Annotated in this window: 12 protein-coding genes; 9 read left to right on the top strand and 3 right to left on the bottom strand. The window is 65.8% G+C overall.

Annotated features, from left to right (window positions below; translation table 11 throughout):
• The first annotated feature begins 14 nt into the window (after positions 1-14).
• Both ACTJLD_RS29430 and ACTJLD_RS29425 read left to right on the top strand, forming a co-directional pair.
• Positions 15-959, top strand: coding sequence for a dihydrodipicolinate synthase family protein (locus tag ACTJLD_RS29430; protein WP_440660286.1), 945 nt, complete (start codon positions 15-17; stop codon positions 957-959).
• 746 nt (positions 960-1,705) lie between these two features.
• Positions 1,706-2,353 (top strand): hypothetical protein, encoded by a 648-nt coding sequence (locus tag ACTJLD_RS29425; RefSeq protein ID WP_124814944.1) that lies wholly within the window; start codon positions 1,706-1,708, stop codon positions 2,351-2,353.
• Positions 2,354-2,524: 171 nt separating this feature from the next.
• Here ACTJLD_RS29425 and fliD read toward each other — a convergent pair whose 3' ends face one another.
• Positions 2,525-4,027, bottom strand: a complete 1,503-nt coding sequence (fliD, locus tag ACTJLD_RS29420; RefSeq protein WP_060357854.1) for a flagellar filament capping protein FliD — start codon at positions 4,025-4,027, stop codon at positions 2,525-2,527.
• Between the two features lie 645 nt (positions 4,028-4,672).
• Between fliD and ACTJLD_RS29415 the strand changes: the two genes are divergently transcribed.
• From ACTJLD_RS29415 to tssF, 3 genes are all read left to right on the top strand, one after another.
• The gene (locus tag ACTJLD_RS29415) at positions 4,673-5,026 is read left to right on the top strand and encodes a hypothetical protein (RefSeq protein ID WP_322078593.1); all 354 of its coding nucleotides are present in this window, start codon (positions 4,673-4,675) and stop codon (positions 5,024-5,026) included.
• A gap of 7 nt (positions 5,027-5,033) precedes the next feature.
• Positions 5,034-5,447, top strand: a complete 414-nt coding sequence (locus ACTJLD_RS29410) for a DoxX family protein (RefSeq protein ID WP_027792143.1) — start codon at positions 5,034-5,036, stop codon at positions 5,445-5,447.
• Between the two features lie 377 nt (positions 5,448-5,824).
• Positions 5,825-7,672, top strand: a complete 1,848-nt coding sequence (gene tssF / locus ACTJLD_RS29405) for a type VI secretion system baseplate subunit TssF (RefSeq protein ID WP_440660284.1) — start codon at positions 5,825-5,827, stop codon at positions 7,670-7,672.
• Positions 7,673-7,726: 54 nt separating this feature from the next.
• Here tssF and ACTJLD_RS29400 read toward each other — a convergent pair whose 3' ends face one another.
• Together ACTJLD_RS29400 and ACTJLD_RS29395 are read right to left on the bottom strand one after the other, a co-directional pair.
• Positions 7,727-9,163, bottom strand: a complete 1,437-nt coding sequence (locus ACTJLD_RS29400) for a hypothetical protein (protein WP_334035270.1) — start codon at positions 9,161-9,163, stop codon at positions 7,727-7,729.
• Positions 9,160-9,420, bottom strand: a complete 261-nt coding sequence (locus tag ACTJLD_RS29395; protein ID WP_059492511.1) for a PAAR domain-containing protein — start codon at positions 9,418-9,420, stop codon at positions 9,160-9,162. Before ACTJLD_RS29395 ends, ACTJLD_RS29400 begins: the two co-directional genes overlap by 4 nt.
• Positions 9,421-9,839: 419 nt before the next feature.
• Here ACTJLD_RS29395 and ACTJLD_RS29390 point away from each other — a divergent pair, with 419 nt between their 5' ends.
• From ACTJLD_RS29390 to ACTJLD_RS29375, 4 genes are read left to right on the top strand one after another with little or no spacing between them, the layout of a single operon-like run.
• Positions 9,840-12,794 carry a type VI secretion system Vgr family protein gene (locus ACTJLD_RS29390; RefSeq protein WP_124535069.1) on the top strand — a complete coding sequence of 985 codons (2,955 nt, stop codon included), beginning with the start codon at positions 9,840-9,842 and terminating at the stop codon, positions 12,792-12,794.
• A complete protein-coding gene (locus ACTJLD_RS29385; protein ID WP_059555181.1) occupies positions 12,781-14,031 on the top strand; it encodes a hypothetical protein in 1,251 nt (416 codons plus the stop codon). The genes ACTJLD_RS29390 and ACTJLD_RS29385 overlap by 14 nt, the downstream gene beginning before the upstream one ends.
• Positions 14,032-14,087: 56 nt before the next feature.
• Positions 14,088-14,810, top strand: coding sequence for a hypothetical protein (locus ACTJLD_RS29380; RefSeq protein ID WP_224052572.1), 723 nt, complete (start codon positions 14,088-14,090; stop codon positions 14,808-14,810).
• Between the two features lie 56 nt (positions 14,811-14,866).
• Positions 14,867-18,208 (top strand): type VI secretion system Vgr family protein, encoded by a 3,342-nt coding sequence (locus tag ACTJLD_RS29375; protein ID WP_124535067.1) that lies wholly within the window; start codon positions 14,867-14,869, stop codon positions 18,206-18,208.
• Positions 18,209-18,285: the final 77 nt, after the last annotated feature.

The following is an 18,285-nucleotide window of genomic DNA, read 5'->3' as shown; positions in this document are numbered from 1 at the left end:
GCAAGGAGAAACAGATGCAACAGCAGCAAGCGAACGTGACCATCGAAGGGATCGTCCCGGTGATGCTGACGCCGTTCGACGATGCCGGCGTGATCGACTACGCAGGGCTCGAGCGGCTGATCGAGTGGTATCTCGCGCACGGCGCGGATGCATTGTTCGCGGTCGCGCAATCGAGCGAGATGCAGTTCCTGAGTCTGGCCGAACGCGCGGAGCTCGCGCGCTTCGTGGTCGAGCGGGTAGCCGGGCGCGTGCCCGTCGTCGCGTCCGGGCACATCAGCGACGATCTCGACGCGCAGGCCACGGAGCTGTGCGCGGCGGCCGAATCGGGCGCGCAGGGCGTCGTGCTCGTGACCAACCGCCTCGATCCGCAGCGCCAGGGCAGTGCCGCGTTGCTCGACCACCTTCACCGGCTGCTTGCGCGATTGCCGTCGGACCTGCCGCTCGGGCTGTACGAATGTCCGGCGCCTTACCGGCGGCTGCTGTCGGATGACGAACTGCGCGCGTGCATCGACACGGGCCGGTTCGTGATGCTCAAGGACGTGAGCTGCGACCTGGAAACGGTGAAGCGGCGGGTCGCGCTCGCCGAGGGCTCGCCGCTGAAGATCCTCAACGCGAATGCCGCGATCGCGCGGGATGCGATGAAGGCGGGTTCCGCCGGCTTCAACGGCGTGTTCACCAACTTTCATCCGGATCTGTACCGGTGGTTGCGCACGCAAGGGGATGCGCATCCCGAACTGGCCGACGAGCTTTCGACGTTCCTGGTCGTCTCGGCTGTGTCGGAGGCGCTCGGGTACCCGGCGCTCGCGAAGCTCTATCACCAGCGGATCGGCACCTTCGCGTCGATCCGCTGCCGTGCGATCGACTACGACGTGCGTGAACGATTCTGGGCACTCGATGCGGTGCTCGACAAGATCGTGGCCGGCACCGAGCATTTCCGTCGTCGGATCGCTGCGCGATAGGGTATGTGGTGTGCCGTCCGTGTTCTGCGGTGCGCGACGGCATCGCGTGCCGTGCAGGCGGATGCTTGCGCGTGCGGGCGTCGGGAGGCGCAGGGCGGCGCACGGTGGCTGCAAGCACGGTCGGTTTGTCGCGATGCGTTGCGTTGTGTACGCGTCGCGACAAGCGGTGTTGGTGGCGTATCCGCGATCGCCGATGATGTGAACCCGGCGCGTGCTCGGCCCCAACGTATGGCGCGGCGAATCCATCGGCGTTTCTATGCTGTCGAGGGCGGCAAGGGTACCTGTCGCGGCGGGGCCGCTGCATTCGTCGACGGTCAGCGTTGCCCGTCGTCATGAATGACGATGGGCTGTCGATACGGCACCGACGCGCGGTCCCACCTTCATCCATTTCATCGCACTATCCCGTCGGCGAGCCGCGAGCCGCGAGCCGCGAGCTGTGAGCCGCGAGCGCCGAGCCTCAAGCCTCAAGCCTCAAGCGCCGGTGCCGAGCCAAGCCAAGCCAAGCCAAGCCAAGCCAAGCCAAGCCAAGCCAAGCCAAGCCAAGCCCCAACCGCGCCGCCGCCGCTCGTCCGTCCGACGCGTTGCGTCCCGCGATCTGCCGCCACCGGCTGACCGGTGCATGTTCACATCGGGCGACAAAAGCACACAAATCTGATCATCCCCCCTCATCGTTTCTTGTAACGATTCGTAATATCGCGCCGCCGAGCGCTTTTCCCGACGAACCGTTGAATCCGCATCCGCTTCCCATGCAACACGTCACGACGACAAGCCAGCCACCGATCCTGGCGGCACCGGTAGATCCCATGCTGCATGCCGTGATCGATGAGGTCGTCCACCGGAGCGTGTCGGAAGCGACGACGCGCAGCGGCTACATGCGATGTGCCGACTACGCGATCGTCGGCGCGCAGGTGCTGACGCTGCTGACCGGCAAGCCGTACCGGCCGTTCGCGGGTGGGGAGGTGCTGGATTTCGGCGGCGGCAACCTGTATGCGCTGTGCACGACGCGCGAGCGGCGCCGCACCGCGCGGCACCTGTCGCAGCTCGCGAGGTATCACTGCTGGATCGAGGCGCGTCATGCCGATATCGGCGGCCGTGCGCGCAAGGAAATCGTCGATTTCACGCTGCGCCACGACGAGACCGTGGCGAGCCATCTGGGGATGCCGTACGCACGTGCGTACCAGGCGTATTTCTGGGGCTGGGACGACGAGCACGCGGTACCGGCCGAACTGCACGGTCATCCGGTCTTCGCGAAACAGGGCCCCGTGTGGCGCTGGGCGGAGCGTGAATGCACGTCGCTGCTGCGCGCATACGAGCGCGAACGGCCAGGCTATTTCGGGCGTCAGGTGTCGCGTGCGATCGATTTGTTTGCCGATCGCGTCGAAGGTCTCGGCTGACGGCACGGCCTGCCGTGACGGAGCGAACCGCGGAAGGGCGCCCGGCGCATGCTTGCGCACCGCCGGCGTCTGCGTGATGTGCCCAGGCGGGACGCCGTGCGCGGCGGCGCGAGCCGGTCGATCCATTGACCGGCAGCCGCCGCCGCGATCATCCGGCGGCCCGGGCGCGCATTACTTGTTCGCCAGCGTGCCGCTGCTGTTGGCGCCGCCGAACAGCCGCGTCAGGTATTGCGTGTTGGAATTCATCTTGGCCATCAGCGTGTTGAGCGCCGTGAACTGCGCCTGATACTGCTTGGTCAACTGCGCGGCGTAGTCGGCCAGATCCGTCTGCTGCTGCGTGACACGCTTCAGGTTGGCGCTCAGCGCGTTCGTGCGCACTTCGATCATCCCGCCTTTCTTCGTGAAGGGCGCGATCTGGTCGGTCAGTTGCTTGCCCATCCCGTTCGTCGAGTTGAACAGGCGCGCGACCCCTGACGGGTTGTTGGACAGCGCACTGTCGAGCTTCGCGCTGTCGGCCTTCAGCGTGCCGTCCTTCTCGAGCGAGATGCCGATCGCCATCAGGTTCGTGTGTCCGTTGCCGTTCTCGTTCACGACACCGCGCGCGACGATCGACGCGAGCGAGTTGCGGATCGTGTTCAGCGTCGAATCGCCGATCAGCGCACCCTGTGAACTCGCCCCTTCCGTGTAGCTCGACAGCGCGCCCATCGTCTTGACGACGGTGTTGTACAGGTTCACGAAGTTCGTGATCGTGGCCGCCTGCGACTTCGTATCGGTGCTGACCGTCAGCGTCTGCGTGTCGGTCGCGCTGACCGCGGCCGCCGACAGGTTCAGCGTGACGCCGCTCAGCACGCCCGACACCGTGTTGCTCGCGCTGGTCGACGCGATGCCGTTGAGCGTGAACTTCGCGTCCTGCGCGACGGCGCTTTGCCGCCACGCGGCCGCGCTGTTCGCCGATTCGATCTTCGACGCGCCGCCCGTCGTGTCGGCCGTCGACGTGACGCCGAGGTTCGACAGCCCGTTGTCGTTGGCCACGTTGCCGACCGCGACGCTGATCGCGTTCGCCGAGCCCGTTTTCGTCGACGCGAGCACGAGGTGCGCGCCGTCGGTGCCGTTGATCACGGTCGCGCTGATCCCCGGGTTGTTCGCCGCGGAGTTGATCGCGGCCGCGATGCCCGACAGCGTGTTGTTCGTGCCGGTGACGTCGACCTTGAACGACTGGCTGCCGAGCGACAGCGTCAGCGTGCCGGTGCCGAGCGCCTTGCTCCCGTCGAAGCCCGACGAAGCCAGTGCCTGCGCGGTCGCGGTCTGCGTGACGCCGATCGTGTAGGTGCCGGCCACCGCGCCCGCGCCCGCCGTCGCGGTCAGGCCCTTGCCGCTCGCGACCGCGGTGAACGTCGACTGCAGCCCGCCATTCGACAGCGAGGCGAGGCCCGCCTCGAGCGCACCCAGCGCCGACGACAGCGCGCCGAATGCGGAAATCTGCGTCGTGCCGGTGGTCTGCGACGCGGCGAGCGCGGCGGCCCGGCCGGCGGTTTTCGCGTTCACCAGCGTCTTGACGAGCGTGCCGACGTCCATCGACGGATTACCGGTCGAGCCGTTGATGATCGATTGCGCCGCCTGTTGCAACAGGCTGTTCGTGTTCGCGCCGCTGGTCACGGGCGTGTTCGTTGCCATGGGTGGTCTCCGGTTGAATAACGATCCCGTGACGAGCGGCTGCCGGGTCGGCCTGCGGCGCTTCGAAGGCAGGGCGCGTCCGGCGCGACGCGTTCCCGGGGTTCACGGGAGTGTCGGGAAAACGTAAGGACGTGCGCTATCGTATATTTAAATCGGTATTGCTTGGTAATTTTTTGTAATGCATGTTGAGAAAAATGCAGGCGGGAACGGGGTGTTTGAGTGAGGGCTAAAGGTCTGCGATTTTTTGCCGTAAACACACCGTTTTGGCTGTATTTATTCAAGCATTTTTCACGGTGTTGAAAACTGGCAAAGGGCGAGAAGGATTGGTCGAGGTTTTGCGCTGATTCTGCTAAACATCGGATCGATCGACGGTGTGTGGAAAGGGTGTTTCCCGGTCGATGACGGGCTGAAATCCTTGTCTGACGGACGACATGCGTCACCGGCGATTCCAGTCCGCCTGCCCGCGAAACGTTTTCGCATTGCGGATGTTCGTTTCCGGGCCATGAGATTTTTTATGAAACAGAATGCCCGGTCGATTGCAATGCGGGTCGAGTTGCGGGAATCAAGTCGGCCTTTGTGAATCGATATTGAACCCGCCGTTTAATGACAGGTTCGATATGCGCGGTTGTGACCGATTTGTGTCAATTGAAGCCGAAAATATCGATTGAATACGGTGGCCTGAAAGAAGCAGAGCGTTTCCGTGTTCCGGAAACATTGAGCGGGTTGATTTGCACTGCCTGCCGACCTTTGCCTGTCGGCGTGTTTACCTTCGATTGTCCACTTGAACGGGACAGCGAATCCTTCTTTGGCGGATTGATGATTCCTGGCGAGACAGTAGACTGCACCCGTGCTTCGCCAGAACCGATCGGAAGCGCGCCGGGAACGGCGCAACCCGACGGATTCTTCGGCGGCGAGCCCTCCGGCCTGCTGTCCGATCGTGCGAGGAGTGATTCGGCGCCTCCCGGCACCGGATGCATCAAACCGTCAATTCAAGGGTGATATTGCTATGCGTTACGTTTCGCTGGAGTCGAAGAAGGACGAGCTGCTGCTGGCGGCTCGCGTGCTGTTGATGATCCTGTTCGTGCTGTTCGGCTGGCAGAAGCTGAACGGCTTCTCGGGCACCGTCGCGTACATGGCGTCGACGGGGAACCCGGCGCCCGAACTGGCCGCGGTGATCGCGGTGGCGGTCGAGCTGGTCGGCGGCCTGCTGATCGCGGCCGGCTTCTATACGCGTCCGCTCGCACTGGTGTTCGCCGCCTATACGCTCGCGACCGCGCTGATCGGCCATCGCTACTGGGCGCTGCAGGGGATGGAGCAATACATGGCGATGATCAACTTCTACAAGAACGTGAGCATCATCGGCGGGTTGCTGTTGCTCGCACTGACCGGGCCGGGGCGGTATTCGCTCGACCGGAAGTAAGGTGGGGCGGCGTTTCCGTTCGGCTCGGAGCCCGGTGCACGAAAGTGCGCCGGGTTTTGTTTTTGTGGGCGGGGCGTGACGTGTGGCGTGGGTGCTGCGTTGCCAAACGAACAGGTTCCGGACATGATTGCGCGTGCACAGTGACGCTGTTCACGCCGCGTTGACTCAGGTGTTTTCGCATCGCGTTTCAATGTGCTGCCCATGTTCTGCCCTCGCATTCGGACGATTCCGGTGACGCGCGCGAGGCCGCAGCGCACACGCATTGCTGCTTGCAATGCGTATCGGCAGCGACCGGGCGCACGACCGCGGCGTCTCGCATAAATCGTCTGCTTCAGGACATTGCCGACGGAGAACGACGACGTATGAGTCCGGAAGACTTGCTGTCCTACTACGAACGGGAACTAACCTTCCTGCGGCAATACGTGCGCGAGTTCGCCGCGCGCTATCCGAAGATTGCAAGCCGGCTGTCGCTGACCGGCGGGATGGACAGCGGCAGCATGGACCTTCACGTCGAGCGTCTGGTCGAGTCGTTTGCGTTGATGGCGGCACGTACGGCCCGCCATATCGACGACGACTATCCGCGGTTTACCGAGGCATTGTTCGAGACGCTGTACCCGCACTACTTGCGCGCGTTTCCGTCATGTTCGATCGCGCACTTCGAGATGGATAGCGGCCGGGCGGCACAGATGTCCGCCGCCGTCACAGTGCCGCGCGGTACGCAGCTTTACAGCCGGCCGCTCAACGGATCCAAGATATTGTTCCGGACTGCGTATGACGTCACGCTTTCGCCGTTGCAGCTGACGGGGGCGAAGTTCCGCTCCATAGCCGACGTGCCGCGCACGTTGCGCCTGCCTGCCGGTGCGACGGCGCTGATCTCGCTGACGTTCGCGATTCAATCCGCCCATCTGTCGATCGCCGAGCTGAACGTGGATTCGATACGGCTCTACACGCAAGGCGCGCCCGGCTTGACCGCGGCGCTTCGCGACGCGCTGTCGATGAAGGCGTTGCGCGCCTATGTCGAGCCGGCTCACGGCGGCCGGTGGATCGAACTCGACGGTACGCCTTGCACTGCGGCAGGCTTGGGCCGTGCGGACAGTCTCGTCCCGTATCCCGAATCGGCGGACCCGGCCTACCTGCTGCTGACGGAGTTTTTCGCGTACCCGGAAAAATTCGGCTTCTTCGACTGCGATCTGCGTCAGGCCGGCCGACTGGGCGGCAGGCAGTTCGGCATTCATGTCGTGTTGAAGGACATTCCGGCCGAATCCGCCGCCGCGCAGGTACTGGCGGCGCTCGACGCGAGTCACCTGGTGCCGGGCTGTACGCCCGTCGTCAACCTGTTCGAGGCGGTGGGCAAACTGGGCGAGCGATCGAGCACGTCGGACGCTGCCGACGCATACGCGCTGGAGGCGGATGAGCAGAGTGCCCATGCGTGCACGATCTATTCGGTGGACTCGGTCGCGCAGGTGAAGGCGTCGCCCCAAGGCAACCAGGCCGTGGTGCTCGACCCGCTGCATTCGCTGCGCCATGGGCGGCATGCGGGGGCGGAGGCACTCTACTGGCAAGCCGTCCTTAATCGCCGGGCGACGCCGGGCAGTCCCGGCGAGGACGCGACGCTGACGTTCGTGAGCGGTGACGTCGAGCGCCGGGCGCCGCCACCGGCACTCGACATCAGGCTCACCTGCAGCAATGGCGATCTGCCCGAGCGGCTGGGTTACGGATCGCCGATGGGAGACCTGATGATGGAAGGCGGCAGCCTTGCGCGGCGGATTACGTTGCTGCACCGGCCGACCCGGTCGTTGCATCCCCGGCAGGAACGCGGGGCGCAGTGGCGACTGATTTCGCAACTGTCACTCAATGCCGTGTCGTTGACGGGTGGCGCGGGCCCTCTCCGCGACTTGCTCGCGCTGCATGATCTGCAACGGTCGACCTCATCGGTCCGGCTGATCGACGGCGTCGTGAAGCTTGCGCAGAAGGCAGTGACGGCGTGGGTCACCGAGCGAAACTTCGCGGGTATCGTCCGCGGTATCGAGCTTCACCTGACCGTCGACGAAGACGCATTCGTCGGCACGGGTACCGGCATTCATGCATTTGCGCAGGTCGTGGACAGGCTCCTGCGCCTGCACGTGACGACGAGCAGCTTCACCCAGTTGATCGTCTTCTCGAGCCGTACCGGTGACATGTTGCTGCGCTGCCCGCGCCGCGCCGGCAACGGATTCCTGACTTGAGCGCACCTGTGTACCTGCGCCGGTGCCGCCACGCATGAAGAAGGCGGTCTTCCGTCACGCATGAGCCGAGCCGCCGGCCGCGTCGGGTGCGATGTCATGGCTGACGACGATCGCGCCGCGCATCAGCGGATCGCTGATCGAAACGGCCAGCGTTGGCCGTTGCGCATCGACTGCGTGAGCACTGGCGGCGGCGATCAGGCCGAGCGCCAGCGCGCCGCCGCCATCGCCATTCGCGATGCCAAGGTGACGGCAACGCAGCCGGACGTCGGGGTCGTCGGGCCACGTGCGCTGCGCCGCATCGCCGATCTCCGTGCGACGGCTGCTGCGTTGGTCCGCGTCGCTCACCAGTGCGCAGCCGGTCATGGCCGGTTCGGCGTCCGACATGCGGGCGACGGCCTGCCGAAGCAGCCCGGCCACTGTCTCGCCGTCGGGCTGCCCAGTCGACGAGCGCTGTTCGGCGGTCACGAGCCGATGAATCAGCGGCGCGCCCGGCGTGCCGGCCGACATCGGCAGCGCGAGCAGGAGTGCGCACGCGCCTTCGCCGAGTACCTGGCCGTCGGGGCGATTGTGCGCGAACAGCCGGTCGGCATGGGCGAGTGCGGTCACCGTCGGCTGGCTTAACGTCGAATCGCACGCCAGTACGAGATGTCGGGTCGTCGCGTGCGACCGGTGAAGCGCGACGTTCAGCGCATCGAGCGCGGCGAGTGCTTCAACCGGATGCGCAATGAAGGTGACTTGTGCCGGCTCGACGGTCGGCCGCCAGCGACCGCGTTCGAGATGCCGGTCGAGCCAGGCCGTGAGTGCCGGCGCATCGGCGCGCCAGCGCTCGGGCAGCAGAAGGTGCAGCGCAAATGGCGGTACCGCGCCCTGCGACGTCACGCCGGGCGGCGTGACGGGCGTGGTGGCATGGCGTGCCATCAGCTCGTCGATCGCTTCGGCTACCAGCATCATCGCGCGGCGCTGCTCGTCGTTGTCGCTTGGCATGACGTCGAGCGACAGCATGCCGTCGTCAGGGGCGTCGCTCCAGATCGACGCGGCCGTGGCCGCGAACACCTTCGTGCCGTCAGGTCGCTGCAGCGTCGGGTGCAGGCCGACGACCCGCCCGTCGCGGGCAAGCGCGAGCACGTCCTCGGCATGCATGCCCGCCGGCAGGCGCAGGCTGGCGTCGAGCAGCGCCATCGTCCACGTGAGCGACGGATCCTCGGCAGCCGCTTCGGCCGGCACGCCGGAAGCTTGCGGTCCGGGCCTCGGTGCCGGGCTCGGCACGGGTGCGAAGCCCCTGCGGAGGCTGGCCACCCCGATGACGAGCAATAGCGGCACCCCGACGCCGCCCATGAACAGTTCCTTCAGGCTCGGCACGTGGCCGGTCGCTTTCCAGTACGCACCGGCCATCAGCCAGACGGAGACGAACGCGGCGGCCACCCGGACGGCCGCGCGAACCGGCGATCGCCCGCCCGGGCGATCAGCCGGAGAGTCGGGCGCCGTGCTCATTCGCTGCCGGTATTCGACTGGCTGGCGATCAGGATCGCGCCGCACTGCGTCTTGTGGCCATCCCGGGCGACGGCGCGACTTTCGATAATCGCGGTGTCGTCGCCTTCAGCGATGAAATTGACGCCATGAAGCGGGCAGGTAACCGTGTCGTCGCGACGGGCAATTCCCTTGCCGTCGATTTTGGCAATGCCTGACGCACTGGTCACGACGCCGCCGTGGCTGTGTTTGTCCCCAAGAACAATAAACGGGCGCGTCATATTGAGGCCTCCTGCTGTTTTTGAATATGCCGCTTCGAGCGATCGGTATTTAATTCGAGGTTTACGACGACCGATGGATGGTGGTCGGTAATTAATGCTGTTTTGTGGCGGCTCCCACCGCTGAATACGTCCGGCACACGCCGGATCGAGGGAGAAAGGCAAATCAGGGTTGGTGTGCCATTCTATCCGAGTTCCAATCCGGGGTTGGCACTTGCTATCAAGCTGATGATATTCTAATTGCCATGGCGCCATAAAATAGGGTTGCATCATTTGGCGCAGAATGATTTTACATTTTTATGTCATTTTAAAAACGAATGCCGGGCCAGGTTCATTGGTATTCGTTGTCGCAGTTTCGAGAGAATAAGTTTTTGCGCCGCGGCACACTTAATAGAAAAACGTAACAGGTGAGAGAGACCCGCATGGATGTCAATTCGCAACTGTCGTCTCTATTCAGCGCTTTGAATCGTCTTCACGTACTTGACGGGCCGGGTTCGATCTCGTCCTTGCAGATCGAGCGCTGGAGTGGCCGCGAAGCGCTTTCGGACATCTATCGCTGGGACGTCTACGCGCTCGCCACCGATCCCGGGCTCGACCTCGATGCGATGGTCGGGCAGCGCGTGACCCTCACCACCACGCTGGCGAACGGATCGGCCACGATCCGCAGCGGCCTCGTGGCCGAAGCCGGATGTGTCGGCTATGACGGCACGCTGGCTCGCTATCATCTGCAATTGGTGCCGTGGCTGGAGGCGCTCGCGCATGGCCGCGATCAGCGTACGTTCGTGAACCGGACTGTCGCCGAGGTGCTCGACACGGTGTTCGCGGCCTACCGCGGTAGCGCCAGCTGGCGTTGCACCGCCGATGCCAGCCAGCGTATCGATGCGCTCGGGCCGTGCGAATACCGCGTGCAGTACCGAACCCACACGCACCTCGACTTCGTCCGTCACGTGCTGGCGGAGGCCGGGCTCGGCTTCTGCTTCGTCGAGGACGACGACGCGCCGGCGGGCCATACGATGCTCGTCTTCGACGACAGCGCACAACTTCCCGAGGATGACACCTCGCGGCGTCTCGGCGGCCTGCCGCTTCGCTTGAACGGCATGGCGGTCGGCACGGGCGACGTGATTCTGGGCATGGGCCAGGTCGTCTCGCTGACGGCCGACCGGCTGACGCTGATCAGCAGCGACTATCGCGGCAACCAGTCGGTGACGGCAACGGCGAGCCTGGGCAGCCCGGCCGGCTTTCGCGAGCTGTACGACGACGTCGGGCCGGAAGCGTTCACGACGCTGCGCGCGGCCGAGTACACGGCGCGCCGGCAGGCCGACGCGATCCTGTCCGAGGCGCGCTGCTGGGCGGGCTGCAGCACGCTGCACACGGCGCGGGCCGGACGGGCGCTGCGCGTGGCGAACGCGCCGTGGACGCAGATGCGCGGCTCAGCGGAAACGCCGGACACCTTTCTCGTCACCGAAGTGACTCACGTCGGCATCAACAACCTGCCGCGTACCATGATGGACGCGCTTCAGCAGACGCTCGGCACGCTGCCGCAGGACGATCTCGATCCGCGCGTGCTGAAGGAAGCGGGTATCGGCGGTTACGCGAACCGTTTCACGGGGGTGCCGCGCGAGCAGGTCTGGCGCCCCACGCTCGAGGACGGGACGGGCCAGCGGCTGAATCCGGTGCCGACGGCGCTGGGCGCGCAATCCGCGATCGTGGTCGGCCCGCAGGGCGAGACGCAGCCGGGCGCCGCCGGCCCCGTTCATACGGACGCGCAGGGCCGGTTGAAGCTGCGCTACCACTGGCAGGCGGACGGCGACACCGGAAGGGTCGCGACACGCGCGATGCAGCGTCTGGCCGGCGACGGCCACGGGTTGCAGCAGACGCAGCGGATCGGCCACGAAGTGCTGGTGCAGTTCATGAATGGTCTCGTGCATCGGCCGGTGATCCTCGGCGGCTTGTTCAACGGCCGTGGCGAAGGTGGCGAATCGCCGACGCCGGGCGGCGAGACGGGCCAGCCGCTCGACGAGTCGATCTACGCAAAGGCGGCCGATCACGTGCCGAGCGCGCAGGGCAATCAGGTCGGCGGTTACAGCCCGGCATGGCACGGCGGCGGCGCGGGCGCGCAGCGGCACAACCATGCCGGCGCGTTGTCCGGCTTCAAGAGCCAGGGATTCGACACGCAGGGCCACAATCAGCTGGTGATGGACGACAGCGACGGCATGGGGCGCCTGCAGATGGCGACGACGCACGCCGCGACCCAGCTCAATCTTGGCCATCTGCGTCACCAGGCCGACAACTATCTCGGCAGTTTTCGCGGCCAGGGTGTCGAGCTGCGTTCCGACGCCTATGGCGCCGTGCGTGCGACGCGCGGCGTCCTGATCTCGAGCTATGCGCCGGATCCTGCGCAACCCGCCGGTGACGTCGCCGCGCTGAAGTCGTTGCTGGCGCAACAGGTGGCGCTGGCGCGCACCTTCGACAAGGCCGCCGACACGCACCGCACGTTGCCGCTTGCCGCGCAGCGTGGCGTGCGCAAGGCGGGCCGGTCGTCGCTCGACGGCGAGGCCGCACCGCTCGACGCGCTGTCGCGCAGCCTGGCGACCACGGTGAGCGCGAACGGGTTCGAGCAGGCCACGGCCGATGCCGCGCGCCGCGGCACCGGCAACGCGCTGCCGCATACGGGCGACGCGTTGCTTGGCATCGCCGCCCGCGGCGGCCAGGGGCTGTTCGCGGGCCAGGCGCTGCAGTGGGCCGCCGGTGAAACGCTGACGGTCGGCAGCGGCGGCGACACCAACCTGGCGGTCAGCCGGTCGTTGCGGGTTCACAGCGGCCAGGGCATCGGCTGGCTGGCCGGCGCGAACGGGACGGGCGCGGCGAGCGACGCCGGCCTCAGCCTGGTCTCGGGCAAGGACAACCTGGATCTGCAGGCGCAGCACGGCACGCTGGCACTGCGCGCGAAGGACGACCTGACGGTGGCCGCGACGAAGAGCGACGTCGAACTGGCCGCCGGGCAGGCATTGCGGCTCGCCGTGAGCGGCGGCGCGTCGCTGCTGATCGAAGGCGGCAACGTCACGTTCGAGTGTCCGGGCAACCTGACGGTTCACGCGGCCGACCATCAGTTCCAGGGGCCGACCGACCTGGACAAGGCGAAGGGCGCGTGGGGCGATCATGGGCTTTACAACGAGTACTACTGGCTGCGCGACGCGCAGACGGGCAGCGCGGTGAAGGGGCTGCCTTACCGGATGGTCGGCCCGAATGGCGATGCGCTGGCTGCACGCAGCAGCGCCGGCGACGGCCGGACGGCGACCTATTCGACGAAGGCCGCGGCGAAACCGATCCGGGTCGAATACACCGGCAACGAGGACATCGATCATGGCTGGAGCTGATACGGTCGCCGTCCCGAAGGTGCTGACCCAGACCGACAGCACGCCGATGGCGCAACAGGACGGGCATGCGGTCGCGGTCGATCTGGTCAGGCTCGTGGAGTACACGGTCAATATCCGTTCGTTTCATCCGAACAAGAAGTTCGAGCGGTTGGGCTTCCGCTTTCACGGCGACACGCGCGGCTTTTCGCTGGGGGAGAGCTTTCACCCGAGCTACCTGGCTCGCCAGACCGGCAAGGTGACGTCACGCGTGTGGCAACTGTACTCGTGCAATCTGGCGGCAGGCAGCAAGGACAAGTTCCAGGACCGGCTGAGGCGCTCGAAGTACGCGGCGTCCAACACGTCCTCGGGGCCGTGGTGGGCCTCCGACGGCCCGGAGCCCTATACGGAGAAGAAATATCAGCCCGATGGAACCGCCGATGCGAACGCGTTCGAGCAGGGGCATGCGGGGGAGCAGATTGCCGAAGTGACGTCGTGGTACGGGGGCAAGAATTTTGCGTTCCTGGGATCGCGGCTGGACTGGAATACGCTTCACACCACCGTCGTTCCGACGCTCGATGCGCGCGGGCATCTGTGGATCAGGGTCGAGCGCGTGCGCCGCTGGATGGACATCTGCATGCTGGTCTATGGCGACGGGTTCCCCAACTGCGAATCGTTCATCGAGGATCCCGCGGGCAACAAGCTGTTCCTCGGTACCCACGTGCGGATCGGCACGCCCGCCACCCATCTCGCCGGCGACAACAGGCGCATCATGTTTGCCAACGTATTGCGGGTGGAACTGACGCTCGACGGCAACTTCGGATCGAAACTGTGGATCTTCACGCAGGCTCTCGGCGGTACGCCCGACCGGCGCGACGACTATCCGGCGATCGGCGACATCAAGACCGCGCCGGGCACGCCCGCCCGCCGCATGAGTGACCCGGATCCGTCGGCATGGTCCGGCGTGCCGGGCGACGGGCCGCCGGTCATCCTGCCGGGCATGGACGTCGTCGCGTGGCCGGCCGATCCGATCAGCAAGATCGGCGACGGCGTGAGCGGCGGCCTGGGCAAGCCTTTGCATATTTCCGCCTACGAGGACGTGGGGGCTGTCTGGCAACGTCTGCAGGACAGCTTCAAGCGACCGCCGGCCACCCGTGACACGACCGTTCAGGCCTGGAATGACTATCACCTTCATCGAAACCCCAACGAGGGCCGCGCGCCCGATAGCGAAGACCTGGATCCCAAGCTATGGAAGAAGTAGTGCCACCGCCATCGGGGCGTCGCGTGAGGTGGCGCTACGTCGTGTTGCTCGCTGTCGTGCTGCTCGCGGCAATCGTGTTCGGACTTGATAGGAGTCGGCGCATGCCATTGATCTACGTGATTCCGGAGGGCTATGTCGGCCCGGTGGTCGCATTGTTCGACCAGCCCGACGGTGTCGAGCCGCTCCATGCGAAGGAAGGGCTCGAGGTGCGTGTGCCCGCGAACGGCATCGTCAAGATAAAGGGCAACCCGAAGCTGGGCCATTCGGAGGCGTTCCCGAAGAGCACGGTGGTGTTCGAGCTGGAGAAGCGCGATGGCAGCCGCGAGGTGCTCCAGGAAGCGATCAACCCGTGGCAGGAGTACGACCGGAACGACGATCCGCACTGGAAGGTCGGCATTCGCGATGCGCAGGGAAATCTGCGCACCATTGCCGTTTCCGACCGGAAGGACGGCTTCGTGTTCGACGATTTTCCCGACCCGGATCGCAGCCGCGTCATGGTTTTCTGGCACGAGTCCTGCCAGGACCGCGTGTTCGGGCCGGAGTCGGACGCGTATCTCGCCGGCGAAAAGTCCGCCGAGGAACTGCACGTTCCGCCGTGCGGCGAGTTCGTGGTGGGTGCCTTCGATCACATCCGGCAGTGGCCGGAATGGATGTTCCTGCGCGGCAAGGGCAAGCAGGAAAAATCCGGCGTCAGGAATCCTACGTACAGCTCGATCCAGGAACTGGTCGACGAGGCGAATGCGCGGGCTGCCAGAAAGAAGACCGACGCGATCAACTGAGCGAATCCGCGTGACCGGCAACGGGCATCGCGGCCGGTGTGACGCAAGAGGACGGAATGGACATTGCTGCTGCATTGAAGGGCTATTCGCAAGCGACTCGCCAGATCCAGGTCGATACGGCGATGCCGGGCGCATTCGCGGTCGAGCGGTTTCACGGCCGGGAAGCGATGGACGAGTCCTTCCGGTTCGAGATCGACGTGCTGTCGAGCGCGTCGTTCCTCGACCTGAATCCGCTGCTCGGCACGGCGATCCGCCTGCGCCTCGCGACCGGCGCGGGAGAGCGCTGCTGGAACGGGTACGTCGTGCGGGCCGCGTACAGCGACAGCGACGGCGAGATCACGCGCTATCGGCTGACGATGGCCTCCTGGCTCGAATTGCTCCGGCTGCGCCGCAATTGCCTGTATTTCGTCGGCCTCGATACCGAAGGTATTTGCGAGCGCGTGTTCGGCGACTATCCGGAGGCGCGTCGACGCTATGAACTGAAGGAGCCGTTGCGTACGTTCGATCTGCGTGGCCAGTATCGCGAAACCGACTTCGACTTCGTGACGCGCCAGTTGTCCGAGGCCGGCCTGTCGTTTCGCATCGAGCACGCGCAGGACGCGGGCGAGAAGCCGTCCGGCGACCATACCGTCGTCGTGTTCGACCGGCGCGCCGAACAGCCCAAAGGCAGCACCGTCGCCTACAACCGGCAGGACGTGGGCGACCCCGACGGCGTGATGACCTATTTCACGACGCGTCACCAGATGGTCCCGGATCACGTTACCGCCGCGAGCTGGAAAGCCGGCAATCTCGTCGCGCTCGCCGGGCATGCCCAGGCCGAGGCCGATCGCGACGCGCCCGTCATGCCCGTACGCGAAGTGCTGGACGCGCAGCGCGCCGGCCGCTTCGAAACGTCGGACCAGGCGCAGCGCTACGCGTCGCAGCGTCTCGACGCGCTGCGCCTGTCGAAGCGGATCCACTATGGCGCCGGATCGTCGCGCACGCTGGAGATCGGCAAGGTTCACACGCTGACCGGCTACCCGGACGGAACGGTGTCGTTCGTCCCGCTGACGCTCGAGCACGAGGCGGTCAACAATCTCGGCGCCGATATCGCGCAGCTGCTCGAACACGGCGAGCTGGAGCAGGGGCTCTATCGCAACCGCTTTGCCGCGGTGCCGCCCGGCGTGCCGATCGTGCCGCCCTATCGCGACCGGCCGGTCGTGCAGGGCGTGCAGACCGCGACCGTCGTCGGCGAACCGTCGAACCGGGTGAGCAGCACGCGCGACCACCAGGTGCGCGTGCAGTTTCCGTGGATGCGCGGCACGGCGCCGCTACCCGGCGGACTGACCGACACGGCAAGCCGGTCGAACCCGCAGGGGCATGCGCCCGGCGACCATCGATCCGGCGTGGTCGCGCGCATCGCCGAGCAATCGGCCGGCCCGAACTTCGGCCACAGCTTTACGCCGCGCGTCGGCGCGGAAGTCCTGGTCGGCTTCGACTCGGGAAATATCGACATGCCGGTCGTGCTGGGCCAGCTGTACGGCGGCCGCGTGCAACCCCCGTTCGCGGCCGGTGAAGGCAGCAGCGCGAATCACGCGGGCGTGCTGACCGGCATGCAGACACAGAAGCTCGACGGGACAGCGGGCAGCCGCTGGGTGATGGACGATTCGTCGGGCCAGTTGCGTCATGAACTGGGCAACAGCGTCGCGAACAGCCGGCTTGCGCAAGGCTATCTGGTCGATCAGCAGGGCGCGGTTCGCGGCGCCTATCGCGGCGAAGGATTCGATCTCGCGACCGAAGGGTGGGGCGTCGTGCGCGCGGGCGAAGGCGTGCTGGTGTCGGGCACCGCGCGCACGGAAGCGGCTTCGACGCAAATGGACCTGGGAGAGAGCGTTGCCCAGTTGAAGCAGGCGGTGAAAACCGCACAGGGGCTCGACGAATCGGCTGCGCGCGCGGGCGCTGGCCGGCTGACGGCGAACGCCGCGCAGTCGGATTTCCTGAAGGCGATCGATCCCGCCCAGGACGGCAAGTACACGGGTGCGGTGAACGGGCAGAGTGCGACCAAACCGGCCGCCGGCGGAGCAGGCGGCAGCGGGGACCCGGTCGAACGGTTCGCGGTGCCGGCCGTCGTGCTGGAGTCGCCGCAAAACGTCGTGATGAGTACCGGCAACAGCGCGGTGTCCTATGCGGAACAGCACGTGCATCTGACCGCACAGGGCGATGCGCACCTGGCCGCCGGCGCGACGGTCGCCGGCGCGTCCGGCGATGCGGCGAGCCTGTATGCGGCCGCGGGCGGGATCAAGGCCGTGGCCGGCCACGGGCCGCTCAGCGTCGAGGCGCATGCGTCGTCGATGCAGATCCTCGCGGACCAGTCGGTGCGCATCACGTCGTCGGATGACCGGATCGACGTGCTCGCGAAGGATGCGATCGTGCTGCAGCAAGGGCCGAGCCGGATCACGCTGAAGGGCGCGGACATCCTGGTCGAGACGCCCGGATCGTTTTCCGTCAAGGCGGGCGCCCATCCGTTCATGGGACCGGGTGCGCAGTCGCCGGTGCTGCCGGCCCTGCCGATACCGGTGCCGCTCTCTCTCTACGACGAGCAACTGCGATTCGTCAACGAAGATGGCGTGCCGCTGTCGAAGGTCGCCTATCAGTTGAAGCTGGCCGACGGCACCACGGCGTCGGGCGTGACCGACGACGCGGGCAGGACCGAGCGCGTGGCATCGGCAAGCCCGCTGGGGATCCTGTCCGCGCTGCTGACGCCGACCCAACTGGTGGACTGCTGCGGGCGCACGTCGGGCACGCCGCCACCGCCGGTCGAGGTCAAGATCAAGGGCGTGCAGACGAACCAGTTTCAGTTGGGCGAATCGGAGAAGTCGGTGACGGTCAAGGGACACGATCGGCCGTTGACGGCGGGCGAGATCGAGATGGCCCGGACCGTCTTCAAGGACGGCATCGATTACGACAAGGTGCGGGTGCACCGGGGGAGTTACTTCTGGTTCGACATGCAGCGCAAGAGAACCGCAGTCACCCCTAACGGGCACATGTATTTTCGCGACGAGGACTTTCTCGAGGACTTCTCCGCCGAATCGGTGGCGGAAGGCGACAAGTCATGGTTCATGCACGAGATGACGCACGTCTGGCAATACCAGCTCGGATATTCGGTGCGCTGGCACGGGTTGACCGTCACCATTCGCGGCGAGAGTGCCTATCAGTACACCATCACGCCTCAGAACGTTTTTCACGACTACAACATGGAACAGCAGGGAAACCTGGTCGCAGATTATTTCGCGATTCATGTGCGCAAGACATACCAGGCGATCGGGCACCGCGGATACGTCGGGTCGCCGGAAGAACTCAACTGGGTGCTCGCGCCATTGCTTCGGGATCCAAAGAATGCGGACAATTTGCCGAAGTAGCGAGACAGGCGCCGTCGCGCGGTGGTGATGTTTGAATTCCTGATCAACTCGAGTGGCTTCAATGCCACGATGAATGG

Source organism: Burkholderia sp. 22088, assembly GCF_052045915.1.
Taxonomy (GTDB): Bacteria; Pseudomonadota; Gammaproteobacteria; order Burkholderiales; family Burkholderiaceae; genus Burkholderia; species Burkholderia cepacia.
This window is presented reverse-complemented; position numbering and strand designations above follow the sequence as displayed.

Excerpts from the sequence above, each read along its gene's own strand:
- ACTJLD_RS29430 (WP_440660286.1), top strand. The coding sequence starts at position 15 with ATGCAACAGCAGCAAGCGAACGTGACCATCGAAGGGATCGTCCCGGTG.
- ACTJLD_RS29410 (WP_027792143.1), top strand. The coding sequence starts at position 5,034 with ATGCGTTACGTTTCGCTGGAGTCGAAGAAGGACGAGCTGCTGCTGGCG.
- ACTJLD_RS29400 (WP_334035270.1), bottom strand. The coding sequence starts at position 9,163 with ATGAGCACGGCGCCCGACTCTCCGGCTGATCGCCCGGGCGGGCGATCG.
- ACTJLD_RS29390 (WP_124535069.1), top strand. The coding sequence starts at position 9,840 with ATGGATGTCAATTCGCAACTGTCGTCTCTATTCAGCGCTTTGAATCGT.
- ACTJLD_RS29395 (WP_059492511.1), bottom strand. The coding sequence starts at position 9,420 with ATGACGCGCCCGTTTATTGTTCTTGGGGACAAACACAGCCACGGCGGC.
- ACTJLD_RS29425 (WP_124814944.1), top strand. The coding sequence starts at position 1,706 with ATGCAACACGTCACGACGACAAGCCAGCCACCGATCCTGGCGGCACCG.
- ACTJLD_RS29375 (WP_124535067.1), top strand. The coding sequence starts at position 14,867 with ATGGACATTGCTGCTGCATTGAAGGGCTATTCGCAAGCGACTCGCCAG.
- ACTJLD_RS29385 (WP_059555181.1), top strand. The coding sequence starts at position 12,781 with ATGGCTGGAGCTGATACGGTCGCCGTCCCGAAGGTGCTGACCCAGACC.
- fliD (WP_060357854.1), bottom strand. The coding sequence starts at position 4,027 with ATGGCAACGAACACGCCCGTGACCAGCGGCGCGAACACGAACAGCCTG.